Source organism: Kitasatospora sp. NPDC018058 (assembly GCF_044327205.1).
Lineage (GTDB): Bacteria > Actinomycetota > Actinomycetes > Streptomycetales > Streptomycetaceae > Kitasatospora.
Map to the genome: position 1 here is coordinate 60,833 of NZ_JBIRFA010000033.1, position 15,114 is coordinate 75,946.

Annotated in this window: 17 protein-coding genes and 1 pseudogene; 4 read left to right on the forward strand and 14 right to left on the reverse strand. The window is 70.8% G+C overall.

Translation table 11 applies throughout. The features are described from left to right. Nucleotides 1–16 precede the first annotated feature (16 nt). The 3 genes from ACH4E7_RS33880 to ACH4E7_RS33890 all read right to left on the reverse strand — a co-directional run bounded on the left by ACH4E7_RS33880 (nt 17) and on the right by ACH4E7_RS33890 (nt 1,335). Nucleotides 17–298, reverse strand: coding sequence for a hypothetical protein (locus tag ACH4E7_RS33880; protein ID WP_396252984.1), 282 nt, complete (start codon nt 296–298; stop codon nt 17–19). Next, entirely contained in the window at nt 282–1,043 is a 762-nt protein-coding gene (locus ACH4E7_RS33885) for a hypothetical protein (protein ID WP_396252985.1), read from the reverse strand. The genes ACH4E7_RS33880 and ACH4E7_RS33885 overlap by 17 nt, the downstream gene beginning before the upstream one ends. A 145-nt stretch (nt 1,044–1,188) precedes the next feature. After that, nucleotides 1,189–1,335, reverse strand: a complete 147-nt coding sequence (locus ACH4E7_RS33890; protein WP_396252986.1) for a hypothetical protein — start codon at nt 1,333–1,335, stop codon at nt 1,189–1,191. A 105-nt stretch (nt 1,336–1,440) separates the two neighbouring features. On the opposite strand from ACH4E7_RS33890, the gene ACH4E7_RS33895 reads away from it, so the two are divergent. Further along, nucleotides 1,441–2,019, forward strand: coding sequence for a hypothetical protein (locus ACH4E7_RS33895; protein WP_396252987.1), 579 nt, complete (start codon nt 1,441–1,443; stop codon nt 2,017–2,019). Nucleotides 2,020–2,337: 318 nt separating this feature from the next. On the opposite strand, the gene ACH4E7_RS33900 is transcribed toward ACH4E7_RS33895, so the two are convergent. Next, a complete protein-coding gene (locus tag ACH4E7_RS33900) occupies nt 2,338–2,937 on the reverse strand; it encodes a TetR/AcrR family transcriptional regulator (RefSeq protein WP_396252988.1) in 600 nt (199 codons plus the stop codon). Beyond that, nucleotides 2,934–3,416: a hypothetical protein gene (locus tag ACH4E7_RS33905; RefSeq protein ID WP_396252989.1), complete on the reverse strand. Its 483-nt coding sequence runs from the start codon at nt 3,414–3,416 to the stop codon at nt 2,934–2,936. The genes ACH4E7_RS33900 and ACH4E7_RS33905 overlap by 4 nt, the downstream gene beginning before the upstream one ends. A 365-nt stretch (nt 3,417–3,781) precedes the next feature. Between ACH4E7_RS33905 and ACH4E7_RS33910 the strand changes: the two genes are divergently transcribed. Further along, the gene (locus ACH4E7_RS33910; protein ID WP_396252990.1) at nt 3,782–4,453 is read left to right on the forward strand and encodes a hypothetical protein; all 672 of its coding nucleotides are present in this window, start codon (nt 3,782–3,784) and stop codon (nt 4,451–4,453) included. A 45-nt stretch (nt 4,454–4,498) separates the two neighbouring features. On the opposite strand, the gene ACH4E7_RS33915 is transcribed toward ACH4E7_RS33910, so the two are convergent. From ACH4E7_RS33915 to ACH4E7_RS33935, 5 genes are all read right to left on the reverse strand, one after another. Next, on the reverse strand, nt 4,499–4,828 hold the full coding sequence (locus tag ACH4E7_RS33915; RefSeq protein ID WP_396252991.1) for a ribosomal protein L7/L12: 330 nt from the start codon (nt 4,826–4,828) through the stop codon (nt 4,499–4,501). A 425-nt stretch (nt 4,829–5,253) separates the two neighbouring features. Then, nucleotides 5,254–6,558 (reverse strand): cytochrome P450, encoded by a 1,305-nt coding sequence (locus ACH4E7_RS33920; RefSeq protein WP_396252992.1) that lies wholly within the window; start codon nt 6,556–6,558, stop codon nt 5,254–5,256. Next, entirely contained in the window at nt 6,545–7,603 is a 1,059-nt protein-coding gene (locus tag ACH4E7_RS33925; protein WP_396252993.1) for a cytochrome P450, read from the reverse strand. Before ACH4E7_RS33925 ends, ACH4E7_RS33920 begins: the two co-directional genes overlap by 14 nt. A gap of 99 nt (nt 7,604–7,702) precedes the next feature. Next, nucleotides 7,703–7,798 carry a tryptorubin family RiPP precursor gene (locus ACH4E7_RS33930; protein WP_396252994.1) on the reverse strand — a complete coding sequence of 32 codons (96 nt, stop codon included), beginning with the start codon at nt 7,796–7,798 and terminating at the stop codon, nt 7,703–7,705. A gap of 253 nt (nt 7,799–8,051) precedes the next feature. Next, nucleotides 8,052–8,609 carry a hypothetical protein gene (locus ACH4E7_RS33935; RefSeq protein WP_396252995.1) on the reverse strand — a complete coding sequence of 186 codons (558 nt, stop codon included), beginning with the start codon at nt 8,607–8,609 and terminating at the stop codon, nt 8,052–8,054. Between the two features lie 53 nt (nt 8,610–8,662). On the opposite strand from ACH4E7_RS33935, the gene ACH4E7_RS33940 reads away from it, so the two are divergent. Then, complete coding sequence (locus ACH4E7_RS33940; RefSeq protein WP_396253014.1) at nt 8,663–9,481, forward strand: SDR family oxidoreductase; 819 nt, start codon at nt 8,663–8,665, stop codon at nt 9,479–9,481. 121 nt (nt 9,482–9,602) lie between these two features. Here the strand turns inward: ACH4E7_RS33940 and ACH4E7_RS33945 are convergent. The 3 genes and pseudogenes from ACH4E7_RS33945 to ACH4E7_RS33955 all read right to left on the reverse strand — a co-directional run bounded on the left by ACH4E7_RS33945 (nt 9,603) and on the right by ACH4E7_RS33955 (nt 13,195). Further along, nucleotides 9,603–11,631, reverse strand: a pseudogene (locus tag ACH4E7_RS33945) (HelD family protein). 230 nt (nt 11,632–11,861) lie between these two features. After that, a complete protein-coding gene (locus tag ACH4E7_RS33950; protein WP_396252996.1) occupies nt 11,862–12,230 on the reverse strand; it encodes a hypothetical protein in 369 nt (122 codons plus the stop codon). 338 nt (nt 12,231–12,568) lie between these two features. Then, complete coding sequence (locus ACH4E7_RS33955) at nt 12,569–13,195, reverse strand: hypothetical protein (protein ID WP_396252997.1); 627 nt, start codon at nt 13,193–13,195, stop codon at nt 12,569–12,571. A gap of 584 nt (nt 13,196–13,779) precedes the next feature. On the opposite strand from ACH4E7_RS33955, the gene ACH4E7_RS33960 reads away from it, so the two are divergent. After that, the gene (locus ACH4E7_RS33960; RefSeq protein WP_396253015.1) at nt 13,780–14,229 is read left to right on the forward strand and encodes a hypothetical protein; all 450 of its coding nucleotides are present in this window, start codon (nt 13,780–13,782) and stop codon (nt 14,227–14,229) included. On the opposite strand, the gene ACH4E7_RS33965 is transcribed toward ACH4E7_RS33960, so the two are convergent. Next, nucleotides 14,135–15,103 carry a DUF5937 family protein gene (locus ACH4E7_RS33965; RefSeq protein ID WP_396252998.1) on the reverse strand — a complete coding sequence of 323 codons (969 nt, stop codon included), beginning with the start codon at nt 15,101–15,103 and terminating at the stop codon, nt 14,135–14,137. The genes ACH4E7_RS33960 and ACH4E7_RS33965 overlap by 95 nt on opposite strands. Nucleotides 15,104–15,114: the final 11 nt, after the last annotated feature.

The window sequence follows — 15,114 nt, forward strand, 5'->3', positions numbered from 1 at the left end:
CACCAACACCAACAGGTCACACCCTCCGGTCCTTCACCGGATACAGCTTCGCGTGGAGCACCCGCACCTCCCACCACGGATCGTCCGGAGCGGAGACCAACGCGGCCGCCAGCTCCCGCTTGGTCGGCGCGAGCAGCACCAGCGGGCCCGAGTCCCGTGCGGCGCGGTCCCGTACGCGCTCCGGGCGCTCCAGCCGGTCCAGGCCGGCCTTCTCCCGCAGCTCCAGCTCCGAACCCTCCTTCCCGCCGATCGAGGCGCGGGCGAGGGGAGGCAGGCGGTGCCTACGTGCAGCCGGCACGACGAAGGCGCCGACCACCTGATCGTGGCCAGCGCCCGGCGCAACCCCGAAGCCGACGGCGCAGCGGACACGAGGCCTCGCGGTCGACGAGCGGGACCAGGCACAGCGCGAGGCCTTGGGACTGCGGACAGCGAACGAGCAGGCCAGGCGCAGCCCGGCACAAGATGCGTACCGGATGGTGCCACCCGAGGCCTGGAGCCCGGGCGCGGTCACGAACCCGGGTACGACGGGCAGAAACGCACTGTGCCCCGGCCGGGATAGCCGGGCCGCCGTACTGACGGGGGGCATCCGTACCAAGGATGCCGCACTCCTCGCCGTCCTCACCGGTGTGGGCCTTGAAGTCGGCGAACGCGGCCCGGCGGTCCTTGAGGCGGTCGGTGCCGGCCACGGCTTTCGTCCAGATCCGCTCCGGGCGTTCCGCGTCCTCCAGCAGCTCCGATGCCTCCAGCAGACTGCCGGCGAACTCGCGTGCTGCGGACACCCGGGAGTGGAAGGTGATGACCCTTCGGAGCCCGAGGTCGGCAACCGCGCGCAGCACCGCGATCTGCAGCGCCAGGCGCGGCAGCTCCTCGTTGCTGCGCGGGGAGCGCAGGTCGGCGACGGCCGGGAGGCGGAGCAGCTCGCGCAGGTCCTCGTCCGTAACCACGGGGACCAGGACACGGTAGTCGGCGAGGTAGCCGTGCTCGATGCCCTGTCCGAGCGTCCGGGTGAACACGGTCTTGCCATAGATCGTCTCGTCGCTCATGGAGCAGAGCGCGGGCGGCTCCTCACCGGTGATGACGCCCAGAGACTCCGGCCGCTTCAGCCCGGGATCCGGCACCGGTGGCACCGCGACGGCCTGGCCCACGTCCTCGTGCCCGGCACGGGGACACGGCGACCGGGCGGCGCGATCAGCGATCGTGGAGAAGGGCGACCGCTTCGGCGAAGTCGGCGTGCGCGGGTTCGAAGGATCGTGCCGCGACGAGGAACATCGACCGGTCGGTGAGGGCGCGGGCGAGGCGTGCGGGGTTGTCGGGCAGGCGGCGGGCGAGCGTCACCCCCTCGTCGAAGTACGGTGTGAATCGCTCCTCGAACAGGTAGGGGCGGTCGCCTTCGCGGACGGCCGCTGCTGAGCTGTCACACCGAATGCGTACGCTCGCGGCATGAGCATCACGGGGTACTGGGTCGTGATGCCGGTTCCCGCCTCCGTGATCGACGAGGTGGTTCCGGTGCTCGGCCCGCTGATCGCGGCACAGGCGGCCTCCGACGCCGGCCGGAGAGGTCTGGAGCGCTGGTTGCGCGGCGGCCTGGACCTCCCCGACGTGCTGGAGCTCCACGACCTGGCTGCCCCCTACCTGCTGGACGACCACCTCGACCTGCTCTTCGAAGTCTGGGGCGCCTACGAGAAGGCCGACCGGTTCCTCAAATCGGCCTGTCGCAAGGGCTACCCCGCCATTGGCATGGCCTATGCGCTCGGGCCCGAGCGGTTCAGCGCAGTGCCCGGCTGGTTCGGCGACTTCGTCCTCACCCCGCACGAGGTCCGGGCCGCGCTTCCCGCCGTCGAAGCCGCCCTCGCCCTCGACCCCGCCGAACGCGCAGCCGCCGATCGCAGGCTGCACGAACTCCTGGACGAGGCATCAGAGGAGAACGCTGCCGCCCTGTTCGACGATCTCGTGCCCACCTGGCGGCGAGCCGCCGACACCGGCCAGGGCCTCATCGGCGCCCAGGCCATTCCCTGCTGATCGGCCGCGCTACCGGGCCGTCGGCGAGGTTGAATCGCCTGGCGGCCTCTCCGAGTGCGCCGTCGAACGCTGGAGCCGGCGCGGCTGGCCGGCGAAGGAACCCGCTGCGCTCTGCACCAGGAGGACCTTCGGAAGGTGCGTTCCCCTGCGAGCGGCCGAGCGGGCAGCACGAGCGCTGGAGCAGCTCGCCGCGGCAGTCGTCGCGGTCCGGGCACGGCGGGAGACGGTGCGGCTGGTTCGCGGTCGCAGTCGCCGTCGTCGGGCCGCGCCGAGGGCCCGGATAGGGCGGTTCGCCGTGCCTGGGCCCTGAACGTCGTGCTACGGGGTAAGGCGGTGGTGGAGGCCGAGCACGAAGGCGTCCAGACCGACGGTGAACCACTGGTCGTAGTAGGCGACCTCGGCGGGCCCCGGATCGCGCGAGGCACCGGGCGGAGTGCCGACCTGAGCCAGGGCGTGGCCCAGCACGTAGACGCCGACCGACTGTACCGCCGTCAGGGCGTCCTCGTCGGGGACACCGGCGCCGCGGAACCGCTCCAGAACGGGCGCGACCAGTGCCAGGCCGTCGACTTCGTCCACCGGGTGGGTCGCAAGCAGCGGAACAGCATGCGGGTGGGCCAGCAGCATCCGCCGGTAGCTTTCGGCGAACCGGTGCAGCGCCTGCGGCCACGGCATCCCGTCCGCCACTTCGACGGCGACCTCGCGGACCAGCCGGCTGACCACCGCGGCCAGCACCGCGTCCCGGTTGGGCAGGTGGCGGTAGAGCGACATCGCCGTGACCCCCAGTTCCGTGCCGAGTCGACGCATGGTCAGGGCCTCCAGCCCCTCGGCGTCGATCAGCGCCACTGCGGCGGTGACGATCTCGTCGGCGTCGATCTGCGGGGGGCGGCCGGCACGGCGCCGGAATGTCTGGGTACTCATGCAGCCATGGTGGCGGCCGCGGTCGCACCGGTCATCAGCAGGGTCAGCACGCCGACCACCATGTGCTGGACATCGATCACCACATCCCGCCCCTCAGCGGGCAGGATCTTCAGCGTCCGGGCATAGTCCCGCCGATACACCTCGCGCTGCGCGGCGGAGCTGAAGCCGAAGTACGGCAGCCACCAGCTGACTACATGTCCGGTCAGCACCAGTACACACAGCACCAGCGCGCTGATCAGCGACCACCGGCGGTCCAGCGCGACCCCGCCCGCGATCAGCAGCGGGAAAGGGTAGTTGATCGCGGCGGCAAGCAGCCGCGGCCCGCGGTTGCCCGGCACCAGGTCGTTCAGCGGGAACATCGGCACCCACTCGGTGAGGACCAGCCAACCAAGCCAGACCAGTGGCAGAACGACGGCAATCGTGTGCGGCACTCTGGAGCCCCCAATTTGTCTACGGCGTAAGTTTACGATGTAGAACAAGTTAGCGTTCCGGCCCGCACCGGACAAGGGGCAGGTGGCAAATGGTCGGCCGACGAGGTCAGACACCCGGGGCAGTCCGAACGATTTCGGCGGTGCCACGGCGCATCGGCGGCCACCCCCAGCAGTGGCCGGCACTTCGTCCCCAGTCGAACTGCAGCCACATCCCCGGCTCCGGCGTGTTGACTGAACTACGGGTGATTCCGTCCTTGTTCTTCGGACAGAGGGAAAGCGGACTGGCTACCGTCCCCTCCCATGACCGAGCGTGAGGATGTCCCGAGGGATCTGAGTTCGCCGGCGGTGCCGTGGGTGGGGTCGCTGGTGGCGACCAGGGATCCGTGGGAGCCGTATCAGCTGGTAAATCCCCCATGCTGTTGGAGAAGCAGGAGACCGTCGGCGTGAAGGCGCTGGGCAGCGGCCGAACGTTCAGCGCCATCGAGCTCGATCAGTGCGTCTTCAACGGATCGGTGCTCGCGCAGTTCGACGACCCGGACCTTGGCTTGGTCGTCAGAGACGTCAGCGCCAAGCGCTGTCGGGCAACACGATGCATTGCGCACGGGGTGCGATTCGAGGACGTCCGCATCGACGGGCTGGCCATCACCTCGCTGCTGCACTTGAACGGTTGCGTCTTCAAACACGTGACGTTCGCCGGGAGCATCGGCCCGCTGATGGCGACTCCGCCGAATTCCTCACTTCCGCGGGACCTGCGGGACCGGTTCACGGCAGGGATCATCGCCTACTACTCCGACGTTGACTGGGCGCTGAACATCTCCAGGGCCGCGTTCTCCGACGCGGACTTCTACCACGTTCCCGGCCACTTGGTCCGGCGCGATGAAGAAACCCAGTTCCTCTTGCACCGGGACCGGGTGGAGCAGTTCGGCCAGATTGATCGGCTGCCCACGTTCGCGCAGATCGCCGCCCACCGGTTCGAGGCGACTCCGTTCGACTCGCTGGTCGCCATCGCCCCCAAACGATCCAAACACTTCGCGACCTGCCTGGCCGAGCTTGAGGTGCTTCGCAGGGAGGGCCTCGCCGACTGAAGATCCTTGTCTGCCGGAAGCTGATTGCGTCAGTGGTCGCCCCGATCAAGACCTGGGACGACTTGCTGGGCAGCCTGTCGGCGCCATATAGGGCGAGGAACACGGCCCTGGATCCACCGGGCAGTTCTCCGGGGACATCACGCGCTCACACCACCTGCAGGCCAAGTCGGCCCGAGCGCCGAGGCCGTTGAGCCGCCTCGCTGCCTGCTCTGCTCTCTCGAACCATGTCTCATCGATGACGGTGGTGGGGGCGGCTGTGAGCAGCTCCTTGCTCCGCCAAGCACTCAGTCCGGTCACGGCTCGAACCGCCTTGACGAGTTCGAGTCCCTGATCCCCATTTGCCGTCAGCAGCACACCGAACGGTGGCTCCTCCACTATTCCCCCAAACAGATGAAATCGGGCTTTCTGCCGGCAGACCGCTCAGGGCCCGCGTCGGATCATGCTGCCCGGACCCACGTCGGCGTCTCAACCGGAATAGTTCAGAGAAGGGAACCAGGGCCGGTAGGTGCGGCGTTTGCCCGCTCGCCAGGCGATCTCCGCCGGACCAGCGATGACGTCTACGGCCTCTGCCAGTGGGACAGACCTGGGATCTTCTGGGACGAACCTGGGAGCTTCGCGACCCGCTGACCAGGAAGAACGCCGACGCTCAACTGGCCAACTCGACCGCTCACCCGCCAAGTGAAGCGCTCAGTGTGCGACCACATGATTTCGCCGAGGCGGCGATCCCCCCGCGCGCGTGGCCCTGCTCAGGATCAGCCAGGAACTCCTTTCGCTGCCGTTACCCGCCGGTAGCCCCGACCCTAGCCAAGCAGCACCGGCAGTCGCAGGAGTCCGTGGTGCCTCGGGTTCTCCTGCCACACCGGCCGCTCGGCCAGCCGCAGTGCGGGCCAGCGCCGGAACAGTCGGCCGAACGCCACCTCGGCCTGCAGCCGGGCCAGCGGCGCGCCCAGGCAGTGGTGGATGCCGTGGCCGAACGCCAGGTGCCCGGTACCGTCCCGGGTGATGTCGAACCGATCCGGGTCCGGGAAGGCGGCCGGGTCGCGGTTGGCGGCCAGCAGACCGAGCTGCACGAACTCCCCCGCCGGGATCCTGGTGCCGGCGATGACCACCGGCTCGGTGGTGTAGCGCAGCGAGGCGATCGCGAACGGGCTCTCGTAGCGCAGCACTTCGTCGATCGCACCGGCCAGCAGGTTCGGGTCGGCGCGCAGTGCGGCGAGCTCCTCCGGGTGGTCGAGCAGGGTGAGCATGCCGTTGGCGATCAGGTTGACGGTGGTCTGGTGGCCGGCCAGCACCAGCAGGAAGCACATCGAGGTGATCTCCGGCCCGGTCAGCCGGTCGTCACCGTCGCGGGCCGCCAACAGGCCGCTGAGCAGGTCGTCGGCCGGGTGCTCGCGCTTGTGGTCCAGCAGCTCCTGGATGTGCCGCAGCATCGACTCGGCGGTCGGCACCGAGACTTCGCCGTCGCCCTCGGCCTCGGCGTTGCCGCGCACCTGCAGGGCGGTGCGGCCGTCCGCCGGTGCGCCGAGCAGGTCGGATATCACCCCGAGGGGCAGCGGCAGTGCGAAGTCCGCGAGCAGGTCGGCCTCGGCGCGACCCGCCAGGGCGTCCAGCAGGCGGTCGACCCGGGCCTCGACCAAGGGGCGCAGCGCGGCCACCCGGCGGGCGGTGAAGGCCTGTTGGACCAGCCGGCGCAGCCGGGTGTGGTGGGGAGGGTCGGTGTTGAGCATGTGGCGCATCAGGCCGGCGCCGGGGCCCTCGGTGTTGCCGAGCAGCGCGCCGTACCGCTCGGCGGCGCCCTCCTTGCTCAGCCGGGGATCGGCCAGCGCGGCGCGGCAGGCGGCGTGGCCGGTGACCAGCCAGCCCTCGATCGGCACCGGCTCGCCGAACCGGACCCGCCGCACGGCGCCCTGCTCGCGCCAGCGCCGGTACTCCTGGTGCTGGTGGGCGAAGAACTCCGCGCCGACCGGCACCGGTTCGGCGACGGGTGGCTCAGCAGCGGCCGCACCGCTCGGCTCAGCGGCGGCTGCGGACGCGGTCGCCGGGGTGGTCGGCTCGGTGGCAGCCACGGGCGCGGCCGCTGCGGCGGTCGGCTCAGAGGCGGCCACGGTGGCCCCCGACCAGTCGGACCTCCTCCACGCCGAGCAGTCCGACCAGCGGCACCTTGGCCCGTTGCTGCTCCGGGTCGACGGTCAGGCCCTGACGCCGGATCAGGTCGAGCAGCAGCTCGGCCAGCGGCATCACCATGTGGCGGCCCCAGCAGCGTTCGGAGCTGTGGCCGAACGGCAGGTAGCCGGGAGCGGTGTCCGGGTCGAGCGAGTCCCAGCGCTCGGGGCGGAACTTCTCCGGGGCGTCCCACAGCGCCGGGTCGCGGTGCGAGAGCAGCGGCAGGATCAGCACGTCGTCGGCCGGCCCGATCCGCGGGTCGATGGCCGGGTACTCCGGGGAGGCGTAGCGCAGGATGTTCCAGGACGGCGGCAGCAGCCGGGCCGACTCGTGGATGATGTTGCGGTTGGAGACGTCCTCGTCGAACGGCGCACCGAGCCAGAGCGCGTTGGCCACCAGGGTGGAGACGGTGAAGCAGACGGGGGCGGCGGCGCGCCGGTACATCCCCATCGCATAGCGGCGGTCCTGGTAGCCGGCGGCGTCGGTGAAGAGGCTGGCCAGCGCCGTCAGCCGGTCGTCCGGCCGGGGCCGCCGGGACAGCGCGGCGCCGGCCGCGATGACCGACCAGGTGAGTTTCGGCGTCAATTCCAGATAGCGGCTCATCAGCAGCCGGAGCCGGTACGGATCGTTCCCGAGAATGAGGTCGCGCAGGAAGAAATGGCCGGTGATCGGCCACGGACCGCTCAGGTCGACATTCTCCGGAATGGGATTCTTCAGGGCCGCGCGCACGTCGGCGCCGATGGTCCGCATGATCGCGGCGGCCTCGGGGCGGCCTATCGAGCGGCCGTGCAGCGGCTTGAAGGTGGGCCGCTCGGTCTCGGTGGCGCGGCGGGCGGCCAGGATGCGGTCCATGGCCTCGGGGCCGGCCACTCCGACGGTGTCGGGCTCCAGGCGGAACACGTCCCGGCCCAGGTGGTCCCGGAGCAGGGCAGCGAGGCGCGGCGCGAACACCGTGGTGCGGGTGCGCGAGCTGGCGGTGAGCGGCATGGCGGGTCTCCGGGGCCGGCAGGGGCTGACGGGTCGTCGGTCGGGGAAGGGAGAATGCCGGGCTCGTCCCCGCCCGGAGGCGGGGACGAATTCCTCGGCTTAGTACCAGAAGTACCAGGCCTTCTTCTTGAGGCTTTCCTGACCGCTCAGCGTGTTGCGGATCGCAAACAGAATCTTCATGCGTGTCACCTCCATGAAACGAATGCTCTGAATTCGGCAATTCAGTGCGCTGGCCGCTAGTAAATCCCCCCTTCGCCGCTGCTGTCAACGGGTTGTTCAGGAAGAAGTCCCGAGACCCTCCGATGTCCGGTTCGCCCCACCCTCCCGAGAAATGATGGAAAAATTTTCTGAATTCGTGAACCGAATTCGGCCGCCGAACCGTTCCGGCCCATCACATTCGCTCGTGTCGGGGGCCGGGCCGAGCGCGGCGTACAGACGGGCGATGTGCTCAGCCGGGCGTCCTCGGCGGCCAGGTCGAGCACGGCGCGGGCCGGGAGCTCCGGGCGCACGAGCGTCTCCTCGGCCCGACGCAGCGCGCGCTCGGACCCGGTGAGGCCGGGCCAGCGGACCTCGTCCCGTGCGTCGGCCGCCGCTTCCCCGATCCGGGCGTCCAGTAGCAGGGACTGCCGGCTGAACTCCTCGTACGCGGCCACCGGATCGGCGTCCACCGCCGCGAGGTGGTCCAGCGCGCGAAAGCGACCTTGAACACGGCGATCCCCGTCTCGGCGGTCAGGCTCGCGGCCGGCTCGGGGGTACCGCGGTCGCGCAGCGCGCCGGCCATCGCCTCGGCGAGCCCGGCGAGCTTGATCAGCTCGCGTTCCCGGAGCTCGGCGTTGGCCGACACCACGGCGTCCCGCAGCCTGACCCGCTCGGAATTCTCCTGGAACTGGGCGCCCAGGGCTTCGAGGGCGGTACCCAACGCCTCCGCCGCCGACGCCTCGGCCGGCGCGTCGGCGACGGTCCGCGCCAGCAGGTCCTTCGCCGGCTCCGTGCCGTAGAACAACACTTCGCGCTTCCGGCGCATCCGGCTGGGTCGGCTCGGCCGTCGTCCCTGAACTCATCGGCACAGGTCACCAGGTCCTCGGGCTGGCCAGGTCCGACTCCTCGGCCGCCGCCGTCACCGCCGCCGGAGCCGAGGTGCTCCGCGGCGACCTCGGCGACCTGGACGCCCTGCGCGCTGGCGCCACCGGCTGCGACGGCGTCATCCACCTCGCCTTCATCCACGACTTCACCCGGTTCGAAGCCTCCGTACAGGCCGACGCCCGCGCCATCGAGACGCTGGCCGCCGCGCTGGAAGGTTCCGGCAAGCCCCTGGTCGTCACCGCCGGCACCGCCGCGGTACCCGGACGGGTCGCGGCCGAGCACGACACCTCCGCCCCGGGCTCACTCGGAGCCGGCCGGGACGCGAACGCCAAGGCTGCCCTCGACTCAGCGGCCCGCGGCGTCCGCCCGTCAGTCGTGCGGCTGCCCCGGACCGTGCACGGCCACGGCGACCACGGCTTCATCGCCCACCTGGTCACCGCCGCCCGGGACAAGGGCGTCTCCGGCTACGTCCGCGACGGCACCGGCCGCTGGCCCGCCGTCCACGTCCGGGACGCCGCGCGCCTGTTCCGCCTCGCGCTCGAGCAGGCTCCGGCCGCCTCGGTGCTGCACGCGGTCGCCGACGAGGGCGTCCCGGTCCGCGAGATCGCCGAGATGATCGGCCGCCACCTCAACCTGCCGACCGCCTCCGTCCCGGCCGAGGACTTCGGTTTCCTGGGCCGGGTCCTGGCCGTCGACCAGCCGGCCTCCAGCGCCCTGACCCGCGAGCTGCTCGGCTGGCAGCCGACCGAGCCGGGCCTCATCGAGGACCTGGACAAGGGCCGTTACTTCGCCTGACCGCACCCGCCGTCCCGCGCCGGCAACCCGGCGCGGGACGGCAGCGAGCAGCCCCGTGCGCGCGGGCCGGTGTCTGTACCCCGCCGGGTGCGCCCGCGGCGACGACGCGGGCGCCGAGTCGTCAGTCGGGCTGGACGGCGATTGTGCAGAGGCGCTTGGTGGCCCGGGTCAGGGCTACGTACAAGTCCCTCTCCCCACCGGGGCGGGCCGTGATGATCTCCTCGGGGTTCATGACGACGACCCCGTCGAATTCCAGGCCGCGTGCTTCGGACGCCGGCACGATGCGTGCGTGGTGAGCGATGCCCTGGGCCGTCAGCTCGCTCACCCTGGTGTCCGCGCAGATCACTCCCAGGAGCTCGCCCGGGTGAGCGGTGCTCTGGGCGCGGAGTTCCCGAGCGACGGCGGTGACGAACCCGCCCGGAGGTGTGGTCACGGTGCGAGGGCTCTCACCACTTCGCAGTGACCGTGTGGGCTTCTGGTCCGGAGCGATCCGCGTGAGCAGGTCCCGGACGCTCTCCAGGATCTCCTGCGTGGTGCGGTAGCTGACGGTCAGGTTGTGCAGTTTGAACCGCGGTCCGACGTGGGGGCTCAGTGCTTCCTTCCAGTCGCGTGCTGTCGCGACCGGGCCCGCCTGGGCGAAGTCACCCACCAGCGTCATCGCCCTTGCCGGGCAGCGGCGGACGATCATCCGCCACTGCATGGCGGTCAGTTCCTGCGCCTCGTCGACGACGACGTGCCCGTACGTCCGCTCGGGGGGGGCCGTCGACCAGGCTCGCCGCCTCGTCCAGCAACGGCACATCGGCATCGGTCCAGGGGTCGTCCGGACCGCGCAGCAGAAGGGACCGCTCCTGCGCGGTCAGGCGGGGCAGGCGCTCGGCGAGAACGCCGGCGTTCGTCAGGAGCGCCTTCACGAGGTCACCGGGTACCAGCCGCGGCCACAACACCTCGACCGCCCGGTCGACGCCGGCGTCGTCGAGGAGATCGGCTCGGATGGCGTCCAGGTCCAGCTCGTGGACCGGACCCGAGTCGGCCGCGCCTTCGGCACGGCGCTGGGCGGCTCCCGTGAACCGGTCGAGGTTGATGCCCGTCATCCTTTCGGCATCGGCGTCGATCTGCTCCAGGAGGTCGCCCATGTCTCGTTGCATCGCGTCGGTGACCGCGTCGACCAAGAGCTCTTTGAACACCTGGCGCGCGGGGTTGTGCCCCGGTGTGGCTGCCACGGCGGCGTCGCGTGCCGTGGCGACTTCCTCGCCGGAGAGGTGAACCAGTTCCTGTCCGACCCGCACGGTGAGGTCACCGGCGGGGGCTTGGTGGACGCGCAGCAGGCCGGCCAAGGCGTCGGCGAGGTCGGAGCTGCCCTTGAGACGTGCCGTATCGAACGGGTCCACCGTGTCCGTGGACACGCCGGCCAGGTCCCGGCAGGTCGCCAGAACGACGTCGTTCTCTCCGAGCGAGGGAAGGACCTGGGAGATGTAGTCGAGGAACCGGGCGTTCGGGCCCACCACCAGGACACCCTCCTCCGCGGCGCGCGGGAACGCGTACAGGACATAGGCCGCCCGGTGCAGGGCGACCACCGTCTTGCCGGTGCCGGGCCCGCCCTGCACCACGGTCACCCCGCGGTGGGCGGAGCGGACGATCTCGTCCTGCTCGGCCTGCAGCGTCGCGACGGCCGCGTGCATCCTGCCCGTACGCCGTGCCGACAGAGCCTCGGTCAACGGGCCGTCCCCCACGACGTCCTCGTCGGTCGGGGCGGTCCCGTCCAGCAGTTCGTCGCTCACCGAGACGACCGTGCGCTCCTCGAGGCGCAGGTGCCGGCGCCGCCGCAGGTCCATCGGGTGGACCGGTGTCGCCTCGTAGAAGGGCCGCGCCGCATTCGCGCGCCAGTCCACGAGCAGAGGCAGGTCATCCTCCTCCGTCTGCAGTCCGATCCGCCCGATGCGCAGGGCCGTGCCGTCCGTCCAGTCGATGCGCCCGAAGACCAGCCCCTTTTCGGCGCCCTCCAGCCGGCCGATTTCCTTGGCCAGACGCTCGGCGGCGATTTCTCTCTCGTATGCCTCACCGGCGCTGTCCGCCGGGGCCTTCAGCACACTCGCTCGGTGCATTCGCGCCTCGGAAAGCCGCTCGGTGAGCAACTCGTACAAGGAGGACACATAATCCTGCTCCGAGTCAACCGCACGCACAGCGGGATCACTCATTTTCGACAACAGGGGGCTCCTTCGGCTCGGCTCACACCATATGATCAAAGCCCCCTAAAGGTAAGTCTTGACTTACCTGGTGAATCCATGCCCCTACGACTGAATCCATGACGGCTGACCGTATGGCATTTCATGCATTCCGCCGTTCCGTATATCGCTAATTGCGCTTCCAATGCCCGCCTTCCTTATGGGCGAGCCCGCCCTCGGATTCGGTCCGGGTCGTGGTGGTGGACCCGGCTGCGGGCGCATTCGCGGCCTGGTCCGCGGCAGCCAGGATCTCCGGGGCGACGCGGCACCGGGAGCTCCGGGCGCATGAGCGTCTCCTCGGCCCGGCGCAGCTCGCGCTCGGAATTGGTGAGGCCGGGCCAGCGGGCCTCGTCCCGTGCGTCGGCCGCCGCTTCCCCGATCCGGGCGTCCAGTAGCAGGGACTGCCGGCTGAACTCCTCGTACGCGGCCACCGGATCGGCGTCCACCGCCGCGAGGAACGCGTAATCGACGCTCTCCGGGTGGGCGACGTGGCCCAGAAGCGCGGACCGGCCGCGCCGATCTGGCACCCGCTCGGCGGCCGGGGCGGGCGGCCGTACGGGTGGACGGAGCTGTAGGCGCCGGAGCGGGAACGGCGAAGGGGCGGCCCGAGCGCGGACCCGCCCCTTTCCACCGCTGTTCTGCCTTCCCGGGCGGCCGAAGCCGCCCCCGGCAGGGCTACGATCTGCCCCTGTCCGTACCGCACCGGCGAGCGCGGCAGGTGACCTACCGTCCGGCCCTCGGGGCGGTGGACTCCACGTCGACGACCACATTCATGAGCGGAGCCGGGAGTCACCCCGCCGCATTCTCCAGCCGTCCGAAGACCCCCAGCAGCACCCCGACCCGGCCGTTGACCATGTTCGTGGGCTCACTCCCGAAGGTTCTTCGACCAGTCACCCCGAGGGCGATAGGCACGGCCATCACCGACCTGCTTCATCCCGCCGGGAACGACGTCCCCGTGGTACGGATGCTGTTCCGTCACCGCCGCCAGCAGGAACTCCAGGAAGCCGTCCTCGAACAGGTCCCACTCCCGCATCGAGTCGAACTTGGCGGCGACCGGCCACCGGTCCGGGTCCGGGTCCGGGTCCGGGCCCCGCATCAGCCAGAAAAACTGGTCGGAGTTGTAGTTGTTGCCCCACTTCAGCAGGCCGCCCTCGGCCGGGAACAGCGGATACGGGCACTCGTCGTAGTCCCCGTCCCGGTAGGCCTGGGCCAGCATGGCACCGTATCCGTAGGGTTCCGTCGTGAAGTGAACGAACCCCTCGAAGCCGGGCGGCTGCCCGGTCTTGGGACTGGGCGCCGCCGATGGTGTGTAGACGTGCAGTTCGTCGCTGATGCTGACCATCCCGTACCGGTCGGCGAACGCCCGGTAGTCCGCGGGCAGTTGGAAACCGAGCGCCTGGGGCCCGAGCGCCCACGGGACCGGGACCACTCCGCCTCGGGGCGGCGGCCCGATCACCACGCCGAGCCGGTCCAGCATCTCCTCGATGTCCACGTCCACTCCTGTCAGCCACCCGTTCCGCCGGAGGCTATCCGTCCCCGGTGGCGTCGGAGCCGGTGGGGTTGATCAAGAGCAGGCGGGATCGGCGATGATGCGGCGGCAGGCACGCTCTTCCCGTCGGATCACGGGGCGTCGAGAACTCCATGATCTTGGAAGTCCGTGCCTGCCACGTTCCGGGCCCCCACCAAGCTGACGGACCGCCACGAACCGAGCCCCACACGAGAACGCTGAAGCCCTGTCGGTCGGATATTCACCATCCGGACTCCAGCGGGGTTCTGCGTCGCAGCTGGACCCACGGACTCGCTGCACAGGGCCCCGACAATCGCCGGAGACCGGCGGGTTGAACGCGCTCGGTGGGATGGTGGCGGACGAGGCCGGGCCGGTGTGCGTGGAAGTGCTGCAGGAAACCAGGACGGTGAGTGCCACCCCGGCGACCGTCGAAATGGCGGCATGACGCCGCAGCGAGTCGAGCTTCACGTTTCCCCCCGTGTACGACCACGTCGATTCTACGATCAACTCGCTGACGCAGGACGGGGTTTGGAGGTGAAGGCGCTCAGCGGTACCAGGTCCGAACGACCATCCCGCCGGGCGTCAGATGCTCGCAGTCTCCAACGCCAAGAGCCGGCGGACGAAGGCACATGGTTGACGCGGTGCGCTACCTGGTCGCGGGTGGCATCACCTGGCGGGCAATGCCCGCGGACTTCCCGCGGGACCGCGTCTGTGCGTTCTTCCGACGCCGGTGGGACAAGGGACCCACGCTCACTAGGAGCGCTACGGCAACGGCGAGGCTGTCAGAACTTCGCATACGGCGGGTCCGGCTGCCCGCCAAGCGCGCCATCGTAGGCGGCGGTGGCGGCGGGGAGCAGCGCCCGGGGCGGCCGCTCGGTCGGTCGGCCGGGGGTGTCCGCCCCGGTCGACTCCGGACGTGCGGTCCTAGGACTGCCCGATCCAGGTCTCGGCGAGACCGGTGCGCAGATAGAGGACGAGGCGGCCGGTGCGGTGGCGGGCGACCAGGCCGGCCGCTGTGAGGGCGGATAGATGGTGGGAGAGGTTGGGGGCCGACAGGCCGAGGCGGGTGGCCAGCTCGGTGGTGGAGGCGGGGGCGCCGAGTTCGGTGAGCAGCTGGGCACGGGTGCGGCCGAGGACGCCGACCAGGCCGTCCGGGGCGGAGGAGGGGCGTTCCCAGAGCGTGGCCACTCCGCGCGGCGGGTAGACCAGGCCCGGTTGGTAGGGCGGGTTGGTCTGCGAGTAGACGCCCGGCCAGGCGAACACCGAGGGCACCAGGACCAGGCCTCGCCCGCCGTCCAGGGTCCGCTCGCCGGTGAACCAGCGGTGCGCGATCCGCAGGGAGCCGTCCGCCCAGCTCACCCGCGGGTGCAGGTCGGCGAACAGGGCCGCTGGTCCGCCGGTCGACATCTGCTGGGCCCGGCGCAGGATCTCCCCCTCCACCAGCCGCCGGATCCGCGTCCAGTACGGCGCGAGTGCCGCCTCCCAGTACGCCCGAACCTCCGCCGCCAACCGGTTCAGCCCCGCCGCCGGATCGGCCCGCAGCGCGGCGACCTCCGGCGCCAGCGGGGCGGTGATCCGGTCCACGTCCACCCGCACCTGCTCCGCCGAGGTGGCGACCAGCTGCGCCAGCTCTTCGTCCAGGGTGGGCTCCCAGGCCGTCGCCACCGGCGTGAGGAACTCCGGCACGTACACGTTCGGCACCCGGACCAGGGCGGAGAGCAGCCCGTACGCGGCCCAGTCGATCCGGGGCCGCACCTCGCGCACCCACCGCAGGTGCACCGCGTGCTCGCCGGGCTCCTTGAGCACCTGCACGCTGTTGCTCAGCTCGGCCAGCGGCGAGTGACTGAAGCGGGTCAGCGCGAGGTCCTGCGCCGAGAACTCCCAGATCAGCATGGAACCACCCC